This is a genomic window from Phocaeicola massiliensis B84634 = Timone 84634 = DSM 17679 = JCM 13223 (genome assembly GCF_000382445.1).
Taxonomy (GTDB): domain Bacteria; phylum Bacteroidota; class Bacteroidia; order Bacteroidales; family Bacteroidaceae; genus Phocaeicola; species Phocaeicola massiliensis.
On record NZ_KB905472.1, the window covers coordinates 1940225 to 1960623 of the forward strand.

The window sequence follows — 20399 nt, forward strand, 5'->3', positions numbered from 1 at the left end:
ATGTTACAGGAAGCTATTTTAAAATTCAGATCATCCGGTCCCATATTGTTGCCAGCCATTATTGATAATTACTGGCTTGGGGAAATCAAGACTTACGAAGATTATGCCGTACTTCCTTATGAAGTACACGAACCTCAGCCTCTCGAAAAGGTTTTGGACATGTTTGAGATGAATGCGGATCTTGCCATTCTTTACCACATAGTGCCATCATCCGCTACCGCATACGGACATGAATGCTGCGCCTACTGTTATCCGGTGACGGAACGTATGTTCAAGATAAACTGCAAGACACATACGGACGGTCTTATCCATGAGTTATATGTTACCATCTACAATTCCATTGAGGTTATGTCTGCTGACATTTTTGAAGATTTGCGACTACATGAACGTCGTGGAAAATTCATAGAAAAGCGAGAGCATGTCCAGATAATGAATGACTTCAACTGCGGACTTTGAATGAACAGGAAAACGTATTACCTCATTGCAGACATCATACAGAAAAACAGGACATGGATAAAGGTTATCGGTACAGAAAAACTGGTAGAGATGCGAATACTTCAGGATGGAATGCTGAAGCCGCTGCTGTTTAAAGCTATCACTTTGAAAAGCTACAGGGAACATTACTGTTTCAAGAGGTCCTGTACCTGGAACATCAATGAATACGATTTGAACATGGGTCTGTTGGCTCTCTGCAAAAAAGACCCTTCAGCCTCTGAACGGATTAAGCATGATGCGCTCACTTTGCGTGATGTCGAATACATTATAGAGAAAGCTTCTTTCGGTATAATAAAACTTGAACTTGACGATTATGAATACTAACAGGAAAATTTATGTTTTTTATTTTACAGTCATCCTGCTGGCTGTACTGGCGATGATGGTATTTGACCTGAATATAATAATCAAGGCTATACTGTGTTTCCTCATATTCTCTTGCCTGATGGTTATGAGAAGCATTAAAAGGGCCTATGACCTGGCCGATGATATTGACCCTGATACGTTGGACAAGGTGACTTCATTGACTGATGATTATGCCATAGGAGATGAGAAAAGGAATCACGATTCCAATTTGGATTCTTATCTGAATCTTCTCATCGAAACGGATGAAGAACTTTCAAAAGACCCCACTATTGACCAGAAATCGTTCAGCTATAATGTCCGGTTGAACAGGCGCATAGCTGAACGGTTGGAGTCAATCCAGAGAAAAGAGCAGGAACACGTTGAGAATACAAATAACTAAATGAATTCACTATGATACATACATTAACCATCATCCGTTTTTTGTTCCCGTTCCTGCTACTTCTGGCATTTTTTTGCTTATATAAAAAACCGTACCGCTGCATGCAAAGCTTCATGTGGAGGATGGTAGTATTTGACAGTGCAAGAAAATTTTATTTAAGTATTATGATGCTTACACTCATCTTCATCAACTGGTGCTGTTGTATGACAGAGCCCAATCTGGCAGTTGGACTGTCAAGCATCCTGACGCTGGCACTTTTGAACAGAAGGATTGCCGATAGTACCCTTCATATTCTGCATGAAAGGAAACGGTTTTGGCTTATCACACTCCTGATAGCAGTGGTATGTTATGCCACCCCTTATATGAACAGTGTGTTTCAGCTTTTTTTCCTGCTAAGTGTGGCAGCTGTCTTTTATCCGTCTGAAAGAGTTCTTCAGCAGAAAAGCGTACTTGAAGACTGCGACAGTTTTAAAAGCCAGATGGACTGGATAATGAAGAACTACTATTAATGCCACTTACATGTGGAATATATATTCCTTGCTTGCTTTTTTCCCACTTTTTAAATGTAATCTAAAAATGACGCAAATGACTAACAATAAAAACAATTCTTCTCCTGAATTGAATGACCCACAGGGCATAGACCGCTCCCTGTTGGAGTATCTGAAGCCTAAATCAGAGGACCGTTACAGCAAACTGGAAGCCTATTGTGATCTGCTCACCAGAGCGACATCAGGAACATATTCCACATCCGTTGTAGTAGGAAATCTGAAATTACTTCCCGGCCAGTTTATTGCCACCATATCTGAACTTGCAAGGAAGTGGCAATGGCAACGTGCTACAGTCCGTCAGTTCCTGACCGGTCTTGCCAACCTGGGCCATCTAACCATGGAGCAATTCTCAAAAAGCTATGTGTTTTCCGTAAGCCAGGAACAACGCCTTTCTCTCTTTGTTGAGACACCGTCTGATATATTGGACTTCAACGCACTTCAGTTTGTACGGTTCATTAAAGGACGCAACACTGCCGGTCAGGTGGCCCAATCATATAATTGTTATTTCAACAAGGTTATGGAATTGGCGGTAACGGAGAACGACGGAGGCAGACCTGCCCGACATGTTCTCAAACAGCAGGGTCAAGTATTTGACTCGCTGGCAAAGTCCATATTTCAGGTCTTGAAAATGGAGAAGGAAATGCCTGAAGAACTGTCGGATTCCATCGGCCTTCTCTTTGGAAAAGACCATGTATGGGACTGGCAGAAAGTAATAGAAATCCTTGGCATTCTGGCTGTGGCCATACGTGAAAACAGAAAGCCGGGTTATATGGCAGAACCCGTATCCCGTTATACGAAAGCAGAAGTTATTCTCCTTGACTGCATATTTGAATACTACGTATCTGACCCGGGAACATTTTATTATGATGACCCTCCTCGACCTGATTTAAGCCCCGTAGAGGACAGAACGGATGATAAGCCTGGGGGCACTTCCTCTATTGAAAACGGAACGGATTAAACGCCTTATTAACGATGCACGGCATGTCATACGCTTTTATACACTTCGTCTTTGTCCCGCTAACGGATAGATGCAACGACAGGCAGCGTGCTTGCACGTGCCACTTTTTTACAGTCTCGGGAAGCCTAATACCTTAAATACGAAAATCAAAAGAAAGAAACAGAAATAAAAGCAACTCATAATGCTAATTTATAGATACTTATAAAACTACCTTTGATTCCTTACGTTTTATTAAATAGCTTATTTTTGCTGTAATTTTGTTACTCATTTTTGCGATAAATACGGGGAATTGTGTTACCTTTGTAGCTGTAACAAAATTAGAAGTGATGGAAGGAGACAGAGGCAAATATACAAAAGATCCCGTAAAAGTCCGGTTTACTACCAAGGCAGACGGGCGTAAATCCATATCTTTTGAGATTTACCAGAATGGAAAGCGCACGTATGAACGTCTTCCTAATTTGTTCCTGCTTGTGGAGACGGATGACAATTCCATCAGAAAAAACCGTGCAACCTTAAACAAGGTTGAAAAACTCAGGAAGCAACGTACTAAAGAACTCCAGAAGAACCCGGTACCGGATAAATATATTTCCAACAAAGATACGGGACAATCCCCCATCATGTTATCTTCATGGATGAACCAATACTATACAATCCAAAAGGACAGAGGTGTAAGAGAACTATCGAACATCACAAGAACCAAAAAATTCCTTTTAACATACAGTGAAGATTTAGAGTTGTGTCAGATTGACAAGTCTTTCTGCATCGGTTTTTCCAATTATCTTAAGACTGAATACAAAATGTCGGATGGGAGATGTCTGAGCCCCAAATCTGGATTCAATATACTCTGCGAACTGAATACAGCCCTTAACACGGCCGTCCGTGAAGGAATACTTGTTGCAAATCCCTTTTCCCTTTTATCGTCGTCTGAAAAGATACAGCCGGTCGAAGTTGTCAGGGAATATCTTACAATCGATGAAGTAAAGCAGCTTATCAGAGCAAGGTGCGGAAATGAAACTGTAAAACGTGCATTCCTGTTTTCCTGTAATTGTGGACTGCGCCTGAGCGATGTCAGAGCCCTCAAATGGAAAGACATCTACAGTGACAATGGTACATGGAAAGTGGCTACCAGAATGAAAAAAACTGAAAATGTCGTTTATATTCCTCTGCCCGGACAGGCACTGAAATGGTTGCCAGACACTGAAAGGAATGCTGACAGCAATGTGTTTCCTGATCTGACTCCCTATGCTCTCTCAAAGTATCTGAAGCCATGGGTAAAGGAAGCCGGAATCATGAACAAGAATGTTTCATACCACACGGCCCGGCATACCTATGCCACCATGCTTCTTACTCTTGGTGTTGACCTTTATACTGTATCAAAACTCTTGGGGCACACCAGTATCAAACACACACAACGGTATGCAAAAATCATCAGTCAGAAAAAAGATGATGCAGTCCGGTTGATAGATAACAAACTATAAATCCCCATATATATGACAAATAAAGTAACAATCAAATCCACAAAGGAACCCGTCAGACTCCGTGTAAAGAATCTGGCCAACGGAGTACAGTCACTTTATCTGGACTGTTATGTGGACGGAAAGCGCAGCTATGAGTTTCTGAAACTGTATCTGATACCGGAGAAAGGAGCCATGGCAAAGGCTCAAAACGAAGCCACTCTACAGGCTGCCAACGCTATAAAGATGACCCGTATTCTTGAAATAACCAACAACAAGGCCGGTCTGAAGAATACTTCACTGAAAGCCAAGCAGACACTGGCCGACTGGATGGAAACTTTCAAGAAGAAGCAGGCACAGAAGGGTATCAAAGACCAGAAGCTGATTCACAAGACCATAAATGTGCTGACAAAATACAATATAAACATTCCGCTCAACAAAATTGACAGGCAATACTGCATCGGATTCATGAGCTTCCTGAAAAATGACTACCGCACACGTAGCGGAAAACAGGTTCAGACATTCACGATAATCAGTTATATGTCCTGTCTGCGTAATGCCTTGAACACGGCAGTCCGTGAGGACATCATATCAGAAAATCCCATAAACAAGCTTTCCGTCCAGGACAAGATAAAGGTACCAGAAAGCAAAAGGGAATTCCTGACAATAGATGAATTGAAAAAAGTTGAAGAAACGGAAAATCCCCATAAGCATATCAAACAGGCTTTTCTGTTCGCTTGCTATTGCGGTTTGAGATATAGCGATATCCGTCAGCTCAGATGGAAGGATCTCATTAAGGACGGTGACCAGTGGAGACTGAACAAGCTGATGCAGAAGACAGGAACACCCATATATCTTCCCATATCCAAGAAAGCCATCGGCTGGCTCCCGGAAAAAGGTAACATGAGTGATGAGTGTCTTATCTTCCCTAAACTTCCGCGCGAGATCTGCACCAAGATATATATCACTCCATGGATGGAAGCCGCCGGAATAAGTAAGCCGATAACGTTCCACTGCAGCAGACATACTTTCGGAACGATGATGCTGACTTTGGGAGTTGACTTATATACTGTAAGCAAACTGCTTGGGCATACCAAGGTGGAAACAACCCAGATATATGCGAAGATCATCAACAAGAAAAAGGATGATGCAGTCAGTCTTATAGACGATGCATTCAGTGACATGGAATTTTAGTTTTGATTACATAACCCCACTATAAAGATGTATATTGCTGAAATAACTGAAAGGTTGCTTGAAGTAAACAGGCTCCTTTTGAAATATATCAAAGATACAGAACTGACCTTTGAGGAAAATCTGGTTTTTTCCGGATTCTATCATGACTACAAAGACATAAACAGTATAATCAACTCAGCTGAAAAAGAGTTAAACGACAGCCCGGCAATACTCATGGAACAGGCAAAAGCCTTGTCTGCCGCTGCGTCTGACTTCCTTGCCACTTATGAAAGTCACGAGGATATATTTGGCTCTTATAATCCGCAACCAGTCTGCGACAGGCATATAAAGCCGCTTGAAAAGGAATATGACTCTATTGCATATGCCGCTTCACAACTATGGAAACGGTATTCTCAAATGAGTGTCCGCATGGACTATCTCAATCCTGAAGATGACGATTACAAGGCCATAGAAAAAGAATCCGAGGAGGTAAAGGCAAGATATGAAGCAGAGAAAGCCAAGAGTGATGAGACATACCGCTTTTACACCGCAGAACGTGAGAAAACAGCCAAACTTTATTTTTTTGAGATGATATACCTTGAAATGCTGGTTGTCCGAATGAAAAGGATTGCAGACAGCATTATCAAAGATATAGAAGAACTGAAATTCGAAGGTAAGATATGACAGGACTGTACTTGAAAGAAACGGCCAAACTATTTGATATAGTAGATTTGACCATCTGTTGCAGCCTGTACAAGATCTGCAACGGCAACCAGTTTGAACACATGAAAGGTACGGATTTCGTAGATTTCATGAACCTGAAAGAAGTTTCACGACCTGTTGTTGTCCGTCATCGTGAAAACAGCCGTGTCTGTTACCTGTTGTATGTCGTCAGTAAAGAGATAATGAATGAGTCTTTAGCAAAGGAGTGGATACAACACATGCTGGAACAGTGTAAAATCAGTCCTGGATACTACAAATCCCATTATAGAGATGCACTCAATTCCGGAACAGGAGAAACCAATGCCCAATTCGTCAAGGCTATCGAAAAAGCCATCGAAAAAGCAAAATCTGTGAAGTGACCACACAGAATTACAGAGCGACCACAGAGCTATACATCTTTTAACAAATTAAATAAAGCTATATTGTTGATTAACAACGATATGGCTTTATTCGTTTTTTGTCCCCAACCACAAATCGTACACATTGTTCCACTTGGGAATAGGCATAATTTTGCAACAGAGCAAAAGGAAAGAAAAAGCATTCAAAAACCTGTTTGCTGTCGAAACGGAAATAATAATTATAAAATAGAATTATATGACAAACAATTTATTGACAACGGTAGAAGCTGCCGAATATCTGGGGATGAAAAAGTCTTATCTGCATAAACTGATGATGAAAAAGGAGATTCCTTTCTACAAACCAAACGGCAAACTGTGCTTCTTTGACAAGGACGAACTTGATCAATGGCTCCGCAGGATACGCATAGCACCACAGGAAGAAGTGGACCGGCAGGCAATCGCCTATGTGACCCAAAAAGACCTACTTAAATAGCCTGTATTATGAACCTGTATGAATTGTTCAGTCTATTCTGGAGGGATAACGGATACAGGGCATTTTCCAAGACAGAAACAATCTTATACTTCTATCTTCTTAATATGGCAAATTCCGCCAGATGGCAGATGCCGTTTACAGGCTATACGGAAAGAATAAGTGCCGATCTTCAGACAACAAAGCAGAATATTGTAAAGGCCAGGGCCGGACTCCAGCAGCGAGGTCTGATTTCATTCACAGCCGGGACTGGAAAGGAGAATCCGCCTTTATATACCATAATTGACCGTACTTCTCAGTTGTCGGTGCCGTTGTCGGAGAACTTGTCGGTAAAGATGTCGGTGCCGTTGTCCCCTATTAATATAAAAGATAAAAATAGAAATAATAATATTCATAATGTCAGCAACGGAAAATTGGAACTGGATGAACTGGAAATGATTCTTGCAAATGATGCTGCCTGGCTGGACTCAGTAATCCTTCAACGGGGAAGCGATATAGACCGTGAAACTGTACTGGAATACCTGAAAATGTTCATTGCCGAACAAAAAATGAAGTCATCCGACAAGAGGGAAATAATAGACATCCAGAAACATTTCCGCAACTGGCTGAACATTAAAATGAATTATAGACTAAAACATGAAAGAGCAGAATCAAAACGAGTCAACAGTGGACGTAGAGCTACTGAAATCACAGCTACTTCACCGGAAGATTACGATTGGCCGGTTTAGGCTGCCATATTCCTACGAACAGACAAAGGATATGCTGCTGGCCGCATACCAGGCAGAAGTCGAATACAGGTGCAGACATTTCACAACCTGTGAAGAATTTGAAAGCCAACGTGAACAGATTGCACGCTTCCTTACGGGAAATTCCGAAAAGTTCGGTCTGTTTTTCAGCGGAATGTGCGGAAATGGAAAAACCACATGGCTTAAAGCCATCCGTACCCTGATAAATTCATTGAACTTGCGCCATCCGCAGACCAATTCCAGTTATAGCGTATCGCTGTGGAATGCAAGGGAACTGGCTTACAGGTGCAAAGACGAATATCAGGAATGGGCTCGGATAGCCAGACTTCCAATCCTTGCGATAGATGATTTCGGGACAGACCCAAAGGAAATCATCAGTTTTGGCAATTGTCTTACCCCTATGATAGACCTGATAACAAAACGGTATGAGGAACAGCTGTTCACCCTTTTTACGACAAATCTGACATTTTCACAGATTAAGGAAAAATATGAGGAACGTATCGCCGACCGGCTTATTGAAATGGTCGTGCCCATCAGGTTTGGCAACGGTTCATACCGGAGCTGACATATTCTCCAAACAAGTTAAGACATGAAACAGGAAGAACTCAAAAAGGTACTCGCTGAAGTTGATCCTTTACTGGCAAATGCCGTTGATTCCATGATTTCCTTTATACATGCCAAAGGCATAGATGGTGTACCGTCGGAACGGCAGATAGAACAGGTAAATACCTATTTTGATTCCATAGTAAGCCGTACCGGAAAAGACTATGAGAAGTGGAGCGAATACAGGTGGATAGCATCATACAATATAGAAATCGGAGCCATTCCATGCCTGGAACACCACGAACTGGACTATCTGCACAAAGTCCTTGAATCAATAGCCAGAGACCACTCATATTATGAGGAAGCACAGGTACACTGGCACAGATAAAACTCCATTTATAAATCCGTCATCCACGACGAATATTGTACAATAGCCTGTTATAATGGCTTCCGTAGCATTGTACATCCTGTTCAGAAAGTAGGACACTTTTTTAAGGGGTGTGGGAGCAAGATAGGTTTTTTGTGCCAAAAAACCACCGACTGAATGTCGGAAGGCTCCGCCTGGATGACCTTAAACAAACGGACATGACAGAATTTGCACCCACACCCCGAAAGGATCCAGAACGGAGAAAAGGAGGCCGTCCTCGAAAGGATTCGACAGAGAAAAAGTGCCATTTTATAAAGGTCGGTTTTGATGAACTGAACTTCAAAAAACTAAAAAAAAGAAGCCGCAGGATGAAGGCTTCACTTTCCTCCATAGTCTATGATCTGGCAATAAACGGTAAGATAAACGAACCGCTATCCCAGGAGATGATGGATTGTTTCAGGAAGCTCGCAGGAATGGCAAACAACCTGAACCAGCTGGCACACGAAGCGCACATTGCAGGCTATGAGGATGTGGCCGCAGCTGACAGGCTATTGTCAGAAAAGATAGATGAAGTTTTGAATAAATTAAGTGAACTAAGATAACGATGAATGCAAAAATAATGAAAGGGAAATCAGCCGGAGGTCTGATTGACTACCTCAATAGCATGAAAGAGAAAAATGCCAAAGTGATTTTTTCCAATGGAGTCAGTACAACCTCAAACCGGACTGTGGTTGCTGCCTTCAATCTCCAATGGGCAAACAGTTCTTCCAAGATAAAGGACAAGATGGGACATCTGGTAATCAGTTTCTCGCCCAAAGACCGGGAAAGGCTGACTGACGAATTTATAACGGAGCTCTGCAAGGAATACATGCAGCGTATGAAATTTCCGCCCACTATCTATCTTGGCTACCGTCATCTTGATCAAGAACACGATCATGTACATATTGCTTACAGTCGTATAGACAACGAAGGAAAGGCTATCACATGCGACAGCAACTATGCACGTTCAGTAAATGTCTGCAAATCTATCCGGGCAAAATACGGACTTTCTGCTCCATCGAAGAGAAAAAAAGATGTAAACCGAGACAGACTTATCGGAAAGGATAAGGTCAAATATCATATCATGGACATAGCTTTCCCTATTCTTGACAAAGCCAGCTCGTGGAAAGAATATATCTCAAGGCTGAAATCAGAAGGTGTCGATATAACCATGGTAAGGGATGAATACGGGAATGTACGTGGTATCGTATATACAGCAGAAAATCTTTCTTTTGCCGGAAAGAAAGTGGATCCGGAATTGTCATTCGGAAATTTAAGAAGGAAGTTCGGCAGTTATGGGCAGGAAAAAACCGCTATATCGGATATCAGAAAACATGACTCCGTTTTTACCGGATCTGACATGAATATCTCAAAGGATATGGCTCATGCGGAAGCCTGTCCGGTGGACACTCCGGAATACAGCCCGAATATTCAGAATGCACAATCCAATCAGGAAACTATGGCTGCTGGCAATGTAGAAAGCGGAACCGACAGTGGCAGTTCAATAGGATCTGGAATAGTTGGAGCCGCCATTGAACTGATAGTTCAGCCACATCAGGCACCGGAAACAGGATGTGGCGGTGGTGGAAGCAGCGACGATAACAAACGTGATGAAGAAAAAGACAAATATGTACCACGAAAAGGCAGAAGGAGGTAACAATGGCAAAGAACAAACCGTTAAAGGATGAAGAATATGATCCCATTGATGAAATCCAGACTACACTGGATAGACATACGGACAAACTTAACCGGATAGAAGCCGGACTTGTTTCTATAAAGAGTGAAATTGCCTCTGTAAGTAAAACCGGTGGCCACAATATGGATAGCAGTGGAGACAGACAGTTTATCCAACTGAGAAATTTGTTCTATGATATATTAGATAAATTGAGCAAAGCATACGAGGAACTGAAAACCGGAAAGTCCGATGCCCAGACAGAAGAATTACTGGTTAAGATTGCCAATCTATGTACGGATATACAAAAGAACAGCCTTAACGCTGTTGCACTGACAGCGGACACGAACAAGCAATATCTTAAGATTATCCCTTACATAGAACGAATGAACCGTATCCTTGATGTTGTAGCAGAACGGCATAACATGTCAAAAGCACCGGTAAAACCTACTACCATTAAAGGCTGGATTTTTTGGGTCTTCAAGAGACTTTGGTTTTGGATTGACAGATATGTCGGATTCAGGTATATCAAGCAATTCTGTATCCTTATAGCCATTTTTATATGGGTAGTCAGCATAGTAACCTCATTCTTTATTTTACGTGAAAATCACAGGCTAAATAAAACAGAAGAAAAATATATTTTACTCCTAAATGAATGTAAAAGAGATGAATCACTAAGTATTTTTATAAAAAATATGGAGTATATATATTCTCACAAAAGATAAGTATATTGTGCATTGAATAACATCTATAAAGCTATTTAGGTTATATTCAGTGTACAATATATATCAACTGTTACTATTCCAAAAGGGAATATCGATAACTGAGTTGTCAAAATCATCATCAACAACTAATGCTGTTATGAAACGAGCTCTTGTTATAGCTACATATAATTTTGATCTACTTTCATCAGGTAATTTATAATTGGGATCTTTCAACCAATTTTGCATTGTATTAGTACAATATATTATTGATGAGCTACATTCCCATCCTTTAGATTCACCAAAATTTATTCTACTTTTTATTCCATTGTGGATCTTTATTGTTTTATTCCATGTCAATGCTATTGGGTTATTTAATTTTACATAATTATCAACATCTTGTTTCTTTATTAAAAAACATCCTATACTTCCTTTATATTCATTTCTACGAGAAACACATTTTTCACATTCACAAAAAACTGTTGGTGGGTACAATGGAGTAAGTTTCGAACTCAGTTCGCATATCTCTTTAATGCACCTATGTGATTTTGCTAAAAATGAATTATCAATTTTGATATATTCTTTTTTAGCAGTATTAACATTCTTATCTAGGAAAACATCAATTTTACCAGAATACTTACCATATTTTTCAGATATATGAGTTGAAAAAGTATGTTGCCTAGGATCTGCAGCTATAATGCATCTTATTGAACATTTTTTTATCAAGGTTTTTATTATTTCATAATCAAAACCTACAAAATCTTGTGCTTCATCAAAGTAGATGCTATCGAATATTGAATTAATTCTGTTGTAGAAATTTTCTTTGTTACATGAAATACATTCAAAAGCAAATTCAGATAACTTATCAGAATAAATTCTTGTCTTATCTCTTGTTAAATATTTTCTAACAATATCACTCTTTTTATATTTGTATTTGTACTTTCCACCAATTTTGATTATCCCAGATGGTGAATTTACTAATTGCACCCCAATGTGCTTCATATAAAGAAATGGTATTATATCTCCTTTATAAGGATTTATAATATATTTCAATAAAAACTCAAACCAACCTAATACATATATATTTGACGGAATAAATCCATGTTTCTTAATTATCTTATTCCTTATTACTTCTTGGTTCTTTATTGTAAAAGTTACAATTGCAATCTTCTTATGGTTAGAAATAACATTCCGTCTGGCTAATAAGGATTCTATTAACCAAGTCGTTTTACCGGCACCAGCAGATGCTATATAGCAAATATTATCTTTTTCTTTCATATATATTACTCATTTAACCATGATATAGCAGATGTGATGTAATCAGGAACATTAAATATTTCATGCTTATCTTCATCTAATGAAGAAAGTAAACGGTAAGCCCATTCCGTTTTGTTGTTTTCCATGAACTCTATTAATTTCTCTTTTGTTTCTTCTGCCTCCTTTTTTTTCCTTACGACCTTAGATAAAGAATTCAGTTTTGTTATATTTTTGTTCACAAATGATGGTTCCAATGTATTTAAAGTTCTTTCTTTTTCTGTAAAGACTCCAATATTAACAGATTTTTCTGAATTATATAAATTAATTATTTCATCTTCAGATTTTCCATCATTGTCTGTAATAATTGCCAATTTAATATTTAATGATTTAGCTAACTGGATAAAATGCTTAAATGCAACCCCAGTAACACTCATTAATTCTATACCATCGTCAAATGGGTGCTTATTACGTTGAGTCTTGTAATAATAAGTTACCAACATTTCATCAGTTGGCCCTTCCACTAAAACAGCCTTTTTACATAATGTCAAACGCAAAGTTGGATAGTTGCATGTCTTAAAAAAGTATTTATATACATCAATGTCAATTCCTGCAATACTAATTCTACTATCAGAAATTACACCATTTGTATTAGCTATCAAAATAAGGTTATTCAGTTCTAATCGATTAGCAACAAAACTACTATGAGTAGTTACAAATAATTGCCCTTCTGTTCTATCTGATAAATATTGCAACAATTCATGCATCTTAGTATGTGATAGATGTGATTCTGGCTCTTCTATTATAACAATAGACTCTTTCTTGTTCTCCTTGTTATCAATAGATAAAAGAGTTTTGATGATACATTGTTCACCAAGTCCTATTTGATTAAAAGGAATCTCTTCTAAAACAGGACACATAATAGTATTCCAGGCAGATTTACTGTTTAAATCAACAGAAATCGAGAAATCTTTCTTGACTTTCTCGGTTTTTAGAGATAATGACCTATTAATTTCTATTACATCTTCATCCTCTTCAAAGTTTTGTTTAATTTTTCTGAGTTTCTTTTTTATCATTATATTTTCTTTCTCTGATAACTTGGATTGAATAATTCTAGTAATATATTGATTTGTTCTAGAATTGAAAAATGCAGATGTAGAATCTATCAATTGTATATTATAAGGTATATTAAACTGCTTAACAGGTGCATCAGAAAACCAGTAACGCTCTATTTTGTAATATTCACAAGGTATATGTTTACAATCTACCTTTTCTAATTCAAAAAGATCTCGATAATCTTCATCAAAACATATGGAAAAATGTATTCCTATCAATTCTTCTGGGTGTAAACTATGATTCTTACCTGAATACTCCGCTAGTTCTGGATTTGTCTTGAATATAACTTCAATATATATTTCAGGTAACTCCTTTGTCTCTCTAAACTCTTCCCAAACAGAATGATGGAACAGATTTGGAGTAACTTCTAAACTATTTAGACCGTATCCTAAAGCTAAAGACATTGCCTCAATAATTGTAGATTTTCCAACCCCATTATTACCCACAATAATATTAGTAAAATCATGAAATTTAATATCAGCAGATTTTATGCCTTTATAATTTTTTATTATTACTCGTTCTATCATATTTTATACAAATTATTATTTCGTCACAAGGTTATATAAACTTTGATAATCTTTTGCTACTCCATAAACCACTTTACTATCACTTATCGCTGCAAAATGGCGGCGAGCACATTCTATCTTTGCATCCTCAGAACCTCTGAGCTGTGATTCCTGCCAATCATTGCCTTTAGTTTCCGCAATGAAATATATATGCTTTACACTGCCTTCCTTAAATGCTACAGCCCAGTCTGGATTATAATGCCCCATAGGGGTATTAATATAGAATCCACGTGGCAATTTGGTATATACCTCCACCGCATCTTCCTTTTCCAATGCTTCTGCAAAGTTTTTCTCTGTCCCTAGGCTATCGACGACTACAATATCATACAAAGATTTGGCACTTTCCATAGCATTGATACCCAATTTACCTCTAATGGTACTTTCTGTGAAAATATCCATATCGTATGTATTTGTACTACGCTCGTATGCTATTTTCTGGATAACAGCTATAGCTTTGGCATCATTAATGATATTTCCAGTCTTTATAATGAATTCTTCCGGATTCATCTTAAACTGAGCAAAAGTTGTTGGTTTTATACCCTTTAATATTTCCACTATGGTTTTTCGTGTTAATCCTGTTACATTTACCAAATCACCTACCAAATCATAGCGGACACTATTACCAACAGCCTCCGAAACACGGATTGTACGTGTCTTTCCTGCTGTCATGGCCACTCCAGCCTGTAAAGACTGCTTATCACGAATATTTTCTAAGCTACCACCCTCTATTACAATTCGTATTTCTGTAACACTCAAGTGCTTGTCAATGCTTTCTATAGCCTTCTTTATCAATTCATCTGTACTGAAATCTACTTTATAGTAAGTCTTCACATTGATACGTTTCCAGACTTCTGTGAACTTTTCTTTGAACAGATCTTCTCTAAATGTGGCAACTTTTGGCTTACGTGCATTGTCCGGTTTCATACTATCCGGGTTAAAGATGGTATCAAGTCTGCCAAGTATTCCGGCTTTAATTGGATTCAGTTCTTCTCCCAAATCAATAGCTCCGGCTTTCTTGTCATTGAAATACTTCTCAGTAAGTTTGCCTTTCTTTACATAGCCATTACTGATAAGTTCCTCATGGATTTCACATGCCATTTCACGATTTACCTTTATTTCCTTACCATCTGAAGATACCATTACAATATCTTCAAACAAATGAGCCGTAACCTGAACAGGTCTGTCTGCAACATCTTCTGCAAGTTCACTCTGAAGCTGCTTACTAAAATGCTCATAGCTTTCACTGGCTATCACCGTCAGGATATTAACATCGAATACACCATCACCCAATACATCCTGATCCTGGCGTTCACCATTCTTGTTTACGCAAAGACGCATACCACGCCCTACTTCCTGGCGTTTCTTTATTTCGCTGCCTGTATCTTTCAATGTGCAAATCTGAAAAACATTTGGATTATCCCAACCTTCTTTCAGGGCAGAGTGGGAGAAAATAAAGCGTACCGGTTCTTCAAAACTCAACAGCCGCTCCTTATTTTTCATAATCAAATCGTATGCACGAATTTCATTATCTCCCTCTTTTTCTTTTGAATCAACGGCTATACCCTTTTTATCTTGGGAAAAATACCCCTGATGTACTTTTTCTGCTGAGAATTTATTCAGATATCGGACATATTCTTCATCAGAGAAACGTGGCTGCATTTCCTGAATTACATTCCTGTATTCTTCCTCGAACATATCTGCGAATTTACCGTTGCTAGTACCGTCTTTGTCATAAATGCGGTAACTGTTTACATGGTCTATAAAGAAGAGTGAAAGCACTTTAATTCCTTTTGAAAACAGTTCTCTTTCTCTCGCAATATGAGTACGAATCGTTTCACGTATCTGAATCCTGCGAAGCACATCTTCATTTACTTTTCCAATAGCATCACCCTCATTAAGAGTTATACCATTCAGAAAACGGACAGAGCCATCTATACCGTCAATGCGTTCAACAATAAAATGATTATCGTATTCAGCCAGTTCACCACTTTGCTCAAAAAGGTTAAACCCTTCTCCAACTAATCGAGTCGTTTGCTTGAAACCATTGGCCGTTTTTACATCAAACGAAATACGGGCTTGCGGATTACTTTTCCCTATAACTATTTCATCCAAATAGACAAAACCATTTGTAGCTGTTGAACCTAACTGTGAAATACCTTTGACTTCAATCTTCTTTACCAGTTTACGGTTATAAGCATCCATAGCATCCAGTCTGTACACCATATTGTACACATCATCTTTCCTATGTGTTGCGCTATAAAGCAAAGTGAACAAAGGGTGAAACTTCGCAATCCCTTTTCTTGTAGCGTTTGACTTATTTGCTCCAAGAACACTTTGCGGCTCATCAATAATCATAATAGGATTTGTCTGAGCCAATATATCAATGGGTCTGCGACTACCAAACTCATCACGTCTGGAGAATATAATACGTGCAGCAGCATCACCACTACGTCCTTCCTGATTCTTATCCTCATTCATGGAACTGTTGAATGCCTGCGTGTTGATAATCATCACGTGGAGTCCGCTATCGCTGGCGAAACTATCTATTTTGGAAAGCTGCTTGGAGTTATAGACAAAGAACTGGATACGTTTGCCATATTCTGTGGCAAAGTGTTCCTGCATGGTCTCAAAACTTTTCTGTACACCTTCACGAATGGCGATACTTGGCACTACTATGATAAACTTATTCCAGCCATACAGTTTATTCAATTCGTACATTGTCTTGATGTATGTATAAGTCTTACCGGTACCGGTCTCCATTTCAATGGTGAACATCGGGTTTTGAATATCCCCTTGCATATATTCAACAGGTTTAAGTCCCCAGTTCATCTGAATTTGTCTCAGATTCTCCGTGATTGACTCCCGGTCAAGCATCAACTTCTGATTGCCAAAGCCAGTCAAATCAAATACTCCTTTATTCTTACCTTGGTCTATCAGAAAATCGGCACTATCACAATATTGCTGACCGGTAAATATATCTGTCACACTTTTAGCTGCATCAACCTGAAAGCGTTGATGTTTATATTTAAGTTTCATAAATAATTCCTCTTAACAACTTTGTGAAAACCTCTTTTTTAGATAACCTTGATATTCTTCATAGCTTCTTCCTCGCTCCAGTCCAGCAACTGTTTCAGGGTTTCGAACACATTGATTTTTGCATCGTCACGGGCAAAGCAGCTGTCACGGAACAATACACGGAGCGGTTGTTTGTCAGCCATGGCTCTTACGATATTTTCCGTAATATCATCTGCAAAGCAAGCTACAAGGTCACCATCGTTTACCGAATAAATCATCTTTCCATCCACTTCTTCACTGGTCATAGGCAAAGATAGTTGTACACCCCAACTGAGCATAGCTCCAAACAAAAGGTCAAGGTCTGTACGGTCACTCTTAACGTTATTAAGGAAAAGGTCAAGCTGCGATTGGTTGTATTCCGCCGGAGCTTTCTTTACTTCCTCAAAATTACTGTCAGCCAAGCGGAATACACGAAAACCAGTGTCAAGATTTTGTGTTGTCAATGGAGATTCTTCCTTGATTTTCTTTCCAGCCCGACGGATACGTTCTTTGGCTATTTCTGGAATTGTGTTATAGCCTGCTTTACGAGCTTCACTGTCTTCAGGCGTTTCCTCTGGAAGTTGAACCATTATATATTTACGATTGCCGCAATCCTCTGCATTTAGCTGCATTACGGCATGAGCAGTAGTAGCACTACCAGAAAAAAAATCTAATATCAATGAATCCTTATTACTATACAAAGATATACAACGCTGAATTAAAGTAACAGGCTTCGGATAATCAAAATACTTTTTTCCATCAAACAGTTTTGCCAATTTCTGGGTTGCTCCTTGTGAATGATCTACTTCAGTATGCTTCCAGATAGTCATTGGAGTAACACCAGTTTTTCGTAATTCTGAAAGAAAACGTTTTATTCTAGGAACGCCATTGCCATCTGGACCAAACCAAATACGATTATCTTGGAGTCTCTCTCGGAAAGCTTTCCGAGAGAGACTCCAGCTGCGCCCAGCTGGAGGCTCTACTTCACGCCCCGAAGGGGTCGTAATTGTATATACATTCTCTTGAATTGCAGGTCCAACAGATATATCACTTGAAGACCATACCCCTCTTGGATCATTATCCGGATTAGAATAACGATCATTTGCTTCTTCACTTCTTTTTATTCCATTACATACCGCATTCTCTCCATTTTTTGCATAGACTAAAATATAATCATGCGAAGGAGAAAAATGCTTCATCAAATTAATAGGCGAAAAGGCTCTTTCCCATATTACTTGTGCAAGAAAATTTGTACTTCCATATATTTCATCACAAATATTCTTTAGATTTTTCTGTTCATTATCATCTATTGAAATAAAAATCACTCCATCCTCAGTCAACAAAGAACGAGCTACCATTAAACGAGAATACATCATCGAACACCAATCTGAGTGAAAACGACCATTGGTTTCTGTATTCTTTCTGTAACGATTTCCTAGTTCATCTATATTTCCAGCAAATAAATCATAATCATCCTGTGAAGCTGCAAAATCATCATCATACACAAAATCATTACCTGTATTATAAGGAGGGTCAATATAAATCATCTTTACTTTACCCATATATGACTTTTGAAGTAACTTCAATACCTCCAAATTATCACCTTCAATATACAGATTTTGTGTGTTATCCCAATCCACGCTATCCTCTACCACCGGACGTAAAGTCTTTGTGGTAGGACGAGCAGCTTCCCGGCGAGCTTCTTGTTTTCCCGGCCAGGTAAACTGATACATTTCATCCGCATCTTCCACTGCATTATCGCCAAGCAATTGACGCAAAGTCTTGAAATTTACCACATGACGTAACTCACCGGTTTTATCATCCTTTACTTCCGTAAAACAGGATGGTGCTATCTGATAGAGAGCTTCCAAATTCAGTTGTGTTCTGTCAACTGAACTCAATTCTAATTTATTGGGTTTCATAATTATATATTATTCTTTTTTAATTTGCCAGTTAGTAATGTTATTTCTTTCCTTAGTTGACGCACCTCTGTATTCAATTCCATTTGTCGATTAAACTGCTTTTCAGCCTTTATTCTTTTTTTCAGTGTCATAATCTGTTTCTGAATACTTTCTATCTGTTTACGTACATCAACCTGTTCTTTATATTCTTCTTTTGTAGATGCGGATAATCCTGATATTTGACTGAGCAAACCGTTATAAACGGCATCCATAGACTGTCCCTGTATATTCAGCGTATCAGCATCAATTCGTATATCCCGTTTCAATTCGCCAACACCACACTTCCATTTCTGTTCTCCATGAACAACTGACATTTCTTTATGGTGCATCAGTAAATCAAACTTTCCAGCGTACTCAATAATGAAAATAGTATGTCGTGGCAGCAATTCATCCATTACACTGAAAGGCTTAATATTATATTTGCCTTCTTTCATCCTGCAATAGAACACATCAATCTCATGCACATATTCACCATCCTCTACATTGAGTGTAGCAGGTGCAAGTTTATACAGCCAGACAATACCTTCAAACTCCTGTGTCAGAAATTCTCGTAAGGAAGAATCACTGCTTCTTCCATAAAACGCATTCTTTGGCACAAGCTTATTGACTATTGTTGAAATAGGAAAACTCAGTATATTATCCATTATCCTATGTCGCTAATATGTTTGTAACGTACATATGAATCCCATAAAAACCTTACTAATGTCACACTGCTTCCAACAGCAAGACTTGCGTGCCTTGGCTCAAGTCCTGTAAAAGAACTTGATTTTCCATGACCACTGCCATATAGGTTTCTTAACTCAGATATACCTTGTGCTATGGCTTTCAAGTTTCCTAACACTTGTTTAATGGATTTAGCACCTTTGGCATCATCTGATATTTGTTTAGGCATAATACCAAACAACTTAAAAGTTTCATCCACTAATCGTGTCATATCCCAATCTTTTTCAATAATATGTCCTTCTTTTTCTAATATGGTTTTACAACAACTCTCTATCAACTCTTTAGCCTTACCTATTGCTTCTGTCGGGTTATCATCTTGCATTTTTACCATCAAGTCAATTTGGGAAGATATATAATCACTATTAAAAACTTCTTTAAGTTTTTGTGATTCAATATCCGCTATCGTATTGGTATTTATTCGATCCAGAATCGAACGGCATTTTACATATGCATCTGCATATTTTTTCTGATATTGCTCATCGTTCTCTTTTTGAGGAGATAATTCATAATGTGCCATCAGATCATTAAACAACTTTATTATATCTTGTTGTGATGCTTGTTTTACATATGCTACTAATGATTTTCCTTTTGACATTTTATATGTCTCACAAAGAGGAACCCCTATACTTTCATGAGTAAAAGTATCAAAATCTACGGTAGAGAAATCCAATACATATCCTCCTCTATTAAAAAAATTAAGAAATGTTCCTATTTCAATATTTGATATACTCATAAA

At 38.5% G+C, this 20399-nt stretch carries 22 protein-coding genes; 16 read left to right on the forward strand and 6 right to left on the reverse strand.

All coding sequences use genetic code 11. The annotated features are described in order from the left end of the window. The 16 genes from HMPREF1534_RS10840 (at position 1) to HMPREF1534_RS10765 (ending at position 11013) form a co-directional block, all read left to right on the forward strand. Positions 1-456 carry a hypothetical protein gene (locus HMPREF1534_RS10840; protein ID WP_004312132.1) on the forward strand — a complete coding sequence of 152 codons (456 nt, stop codon included), beginning with the start codon at positions 1-3 and terminating at the stop codon, positions 454-456. Further along, complete coding sequence (locus HMPREF1534_RS10835; protein ID WP_005939535.1) at positions 457-819, forward strand: hypothetical protein; 363 nt, start codon at positions 457-459, stop codon at positions 817-819. Beyond that, a complete protein-coding gene (locus tag HMPREF1534_RS10830; protein WP_005939537.1) occupies positions 809-1237 on the forward strand; it encodes a hypothetical protein in 429 nt (142 codons plus the stop codon). The genes HMPREF1534_RS10835 and HMPREF1534_RS10830 overlap by 11 nt, the downstream gene beginning before the upstream one ends. 164 nt (positions 1238-1401) lie before the next feature. Beyond that, a complete protein-coding gene (locus HMPREF1534_RS10825) occupies positions 1402-1746 on the forward strand; it encodes a hypothetical protein (RefSeq protein ID WP_227195314.1) in 345 nt (114 codons plus the stop codon). 76 nt (positions 1747-1822) lie between these two features. Further along, positions 1823-2743 carry a hypothetical protein gene (locus tag HMPREF1534_RS10820; RefSeq protein WP_004312135.1) on the forward strand — a complete coding sequence of 307 codons (921 nt, stop codon included), beginning with the start codon at positions 1823-1825 and terminating at the stop codon, positions 2741-2743. Between the two features lie 326 nt (positions 2744-3069). Next, positions 3070-4221, forward strand: a complete 1152-nt coding sequence (locus tag HMPREF1534_RS10815; RefSeq protein WP_005939542.1) for a site-specific integrase — start codon at positions 3070-3072, stop codon at positions 4219-4221. A gap of 12 nt (positions 4222-4233) precedes the next feature. After that, the gene (locus tag HMPREF1534_RS10810; protein WP_005939544.1) at positions 4234-5391 is read left to right on the forward strand and encodes a site-specific integrase; all 1158 of its coding nucleotides are present in this window, start codon (positions 4234-4236) and stop codon (positions 5389-5391) included. 78 nt (positions 5392-5469) lie between these two features. Beyond that, entirely contained in the window at positions 5470-6054 is a 585-nt protein-coding gene (locus HMPREF1534_RS10805) for a hypothetical protein (RefSeq protein WP_258462005.1), read from the forward strand. Next, positions 6051-6452: a hypothetical protein gene (locus HMPREF1534_RS10800; protein ID WP_005939548.1), complete on the forward strand. Its 402-nt coding sequence runs from the start codon at positions 6051-6053 to the stop codon at positions 6450-6452. The genes HMPREF1534_RS10805 and HMPREF1534_RS10800 overlap by 4 nt, the downstream gene beginning before the upstream one ends. Positions 6453-6687: 235 nt before the next feature. Continuing rightward, entirely contained in the window at positions 6688-6924 is a 237-nt protein-coding gene (locus tag HMPREF1534_RS10795) for a helix-turn-helix domain-containing protein (protein WP_005939551.1), read from the forward strand. An 8-nt stretch (positions 6925-6932) separates the two neighbouring features. Further along, positions 6933-7649, forward strand: a complete 717-nt coding sequence (locus HMPREF1534_RS10790) for a hypothetical protein (RefSeq protein WP_005939554.1) — start codon at positions 6933-6935, stop codon at positions 7647-7649. 31 nt (positions 7650-7680) lie between these two features. Then, positions 7681-8232: a P-loop NTPase family protein gene (locus tag HMPREF1534_RS10785; RefSeq protein ID WP_018452241.1), complete on the forward strand. Its 552-nt coding sequence runs from the start codon at positions 7681-7683 to the stop codon at positions 8230-8232. A 24-nt stretch (positions 8233-8256) separates the two neighbouring features. After that, on the forward strand, positions 8257-8598 hold the full coding sequence (locus tag HMPREF1534_RS10780) for a hypothetical protein (protein ID WP_005939559.1): 342 nt from the start codon (positions 8257-8259) through the stop codon (positions 8596-8598). Positions 8599-8795: 197 nt separating this feature from the next. Continuing rightward, positions 8796-9179: a MobC family plasmid mobilization relaxosome protein gene (locus tag HMPREF1534_RS20940; RefSeq protein ID WP_229126637.1), complete on the forward strand. Its 384-nt coding sequence runs from the start codon at positions 8796-8798 to the stop codon at positions 9177-9179. Positions 9180-9196: 17 nt separating this feature from the next. Further along, on the forward strand, positions 9197-10273 hold the full coding sequence (locus tag HMPREF1534_RS10770) for a relaxase/mobilization nuclease domain-containing protein (RefSeq protein ID WP_258469367.1): 1077 nt from the start codon (positions 9197-9199) through the stop codon (positions 10271-10273). A 2-nt stretch (positions 10274-10275) separates the two neighbouring features. Next, entirely contained in the window at positions 10276-11013 is a 738-nt protein-coding gene (locus tag HMPREF1534_RS10765) for a hypothetical protein (RefSeq protein WP_005939564.1), read from the forward strand. Positions 11014-11076: 63 nt separating this feature from the next. Here the strand turns inward: HMPREF1534_RS10765 and HMPREF1534_RS10760 are convergent, their stop codons facing one another. Genes HMPREF1534_RS10760 through HMPREF1534_RS10735 form a run of 6 tightly spaced genes read right to left on the reverse strand, consistent with a single transcriptional unit; the run spans position 11077 to position 20396 of the window. Next, entirely contained in the window at positions 11077-12267 is a 1191-nt protein-coding gene (locus tag HMPREF1534_RS10760; protein ID WP_005939566.1) for a DEAD/DEAH box helicase family protein, read from the reverse strand. Between the two features lie 5 nt (positions 12268-12272). Then, complete coding sequence (locus HMPREF1534_RS10755) at positions 12273-13886, reverse strand: ATP-dependent nuclease (protein ID WP_005939570.1); 1614 nt, start codon at positions 13884-13886, stop codon at positions 12273-12275. 15 nt (positions 13887-13901) lie between these two features. After that, on the reverse strand, positions 13902-16961 hold the full coding sequence (locus tag HMPREF1534_RS10750; protein ID WP_005939572.1) for a type III restriction-modification system endonuclease: 3060 nt from the start codon (positions 16959-16961) through the stop codon (positions 13902-13904). Between the two features lie 38 nt (positions 16962-16999). Continuing rightward, positions 17000-18901 (reverse strand): site-specific DNA-methyltransferase, encoded by a 1902-nt coding sequence (locus HMPREF1534_RS10745; RefSeq protein WP_005939574.1) that lies wholly within the window; start codon positions 18899-18901, stop codon positions 17000-17002. A 2-nt stretch (positions 18902-18903) separates the two neighbouring features. After that, positions 18904-19584 (reverse strand): DUF4391 domain-containing protein, encoded by a 681-nt coding sequence (locus HMPREF1534_RS10740; protein WP_005939576.1) that lies wholly within the window; start codon positions 19582-19584, stop codon positions 18904-18906. Continuing rightward, entirely contained in the window at positions 19584-20396 is an 813-nt protein-coding gene (locus HMPREF1534_RS10735; RefSeq protein WP_005939578.1) for an abortive infection family protein, read from the reverse strand. The genes HMPREF1534_RS10740 and HMPREF1534_RS10735 overlap by 1 nt, the downstream gene beginning before the upstream one ends. Between the last annotated feature and the right edge of the window lie 3 nt (positions 20397-20399).

What these genes read in the sequence shown, in the direction of transcription:
- HMPREF1534_RS10780 (WP_005939559.1), top strand. Translation starts at nt 8,257, where the DNA reads ATGAAACAGGAAGAACTCAAAAAGGTACTCGCTGAAGTTGATCCTTTA.
- HMPREF1534_RS10800 (WP_005939548.1), top strand. Translation starts at nt 6,051, where the DNA reads ATGACAGGACTGTACTTGAAAGAAACGGCCAAACTATTTGATATAGTA.
- HMPREF1534_RS10735 (WP_005939578.1), bottom strand. Translation starts at nt 20,396, where the DNA reads ATGAGTATATCAAATATTGAAATAGGAACATTTCTTAATTTTTTTAAT.
- HMPREF1534_RS10765 (WP_005939564.1), top strand. Translation starts at nt 10,276, where the DNA reads ATGGCAAAGAACAAACCGTTAAAGGATGAAGAATATGATCCCATTGAT.
- HMPREF1534_RS10790 (WP_005939554.1), top strand. Translation starts at nt 6,933, where the DNA reads ATGAACCTGTATGAATTGTTCAGTCTATTCTGGAGGGATAACGGATAC.
- HMPREF1534_RS10755 (WP_005939570.1), bottom strand. Translation starts at nt 13,886, where the DNA reads ATGATAGAACGAGTAATAATAAAAAATTATAAAGGCATAAAATCTGCT.
- HMPREF1534_RS10745 (WP_005939574.1), bottom strand. Translation starts at nt 18,901, where the DNA reads ATGAAACCCAATAAATTAGAATTGAGTTCAGTTGACAGAACACAACTG.
- HMPREF1534_RS10835 (WP_005939535.1), top strand. Translation starts at nt 457, where the DNA reads ATGAACAGGAAAACGTATTACCTCATTGCAGACATCATACAGAAAAAC.
- HMPREF1534_RS10785 (WP_018452241.1), top strand. Translation starts at nt 7,681, where the DNA reads ATGCTGCTGGCCGCATACCAGGCAGAAGTCGAATACAGGTGCAGACAT.
- HMPREF1534_RS10840 (WP_004312132.1), top strand. Translation starts at nt 1, where the DNA reads ATGTTACAGGAAGCTATTTTAAAATTCAGATCATCCGGTCCCATATTG.
- HMPREF1534_RS10810 (WP_005939544.1), top strand. Translation starts at nt 4,234, where the DNA reads ATGACAAATAAAGTAACAATCAAATCCACAAAGGAACCCGTCAGACTC.
- HMPREF1534_RS10795 (WP_005939551.1), top strand. Translation starts at nt 6,688, where the DNA reads ATGACAAACAATTTATTGACAACGGTAGAAGCTGCCGAATATCTGGGG.
- HMPREF1534_RS10820 (WP_004312135.1), top strand. Translation starts at nt 1,823, where the DNA reads ATGACTAACAATAAAAACAATTCTTCTCCTGAATTGAATGACCCACAG.
- HMPREF1534_RS10740 (WP_005939576.1), bottom strand. Translation starts at nt 19,584, where the DNA reads ATGGATAATATACTGAGTTTTCCTATTTCAACAATAGTCAATAAGCTT.
- HMPREF1534_RS20940 (WP_229126637.1), top strand. Translation starts at nt 8,796, where the DNA reads ATGACAGAATTTGCACCCACACCCCGAAAGGATCCAGAACGGAGAAAA.
- HMPREF1534_RS10760 (WP_005939566.1), bottom strand. Translation starts at nt 12,267, where the DNA reads ATGAAAGAAAAAGATAATATTTGCTATATAGCATCTGCTGGTGCCGGT.
- HMPREF1534_RS10815 (WP_005939542.1), top strand. Translation starts at nt 3,070, where the DNA reads ATGGAAGGAGACAGAGGCAAATATACAAAAGATCCCGTAAAAGTCCGG.
- HMPREF1534_RS10750 (WP_005939572.1), bottom strand. Translation starts at nt 16,961, where the DNA reads ATGAAACTTAAATATAAACATCAACGCTTTCAGGTTGATGCAGCTAAA.
- HMPREF1534_RS10770 (WP_258469367.1), top strand. Translation starts at nt 9,197, where the DNA reads ATGAAAGGGAAATCAGCCGGAGGTCTGATTGACTACCTCAATAGCATG.
- HMPREF1534_RS10825 (WP_227195314.1), top strand. Translation starts at nt 1,402, where the DNA reads ATGATGCTTACACTCATCTTCATCAACTGGTGCTGTTGTATGACAGAG.
- HMPREF1534_RS10830 (WP_005939537.1), top strand. Translation starts at nt 809, where the DNA reads ATGAATACTAACAGGAAAATTTATGTTTTTTATTTTACAGTCATCCTG.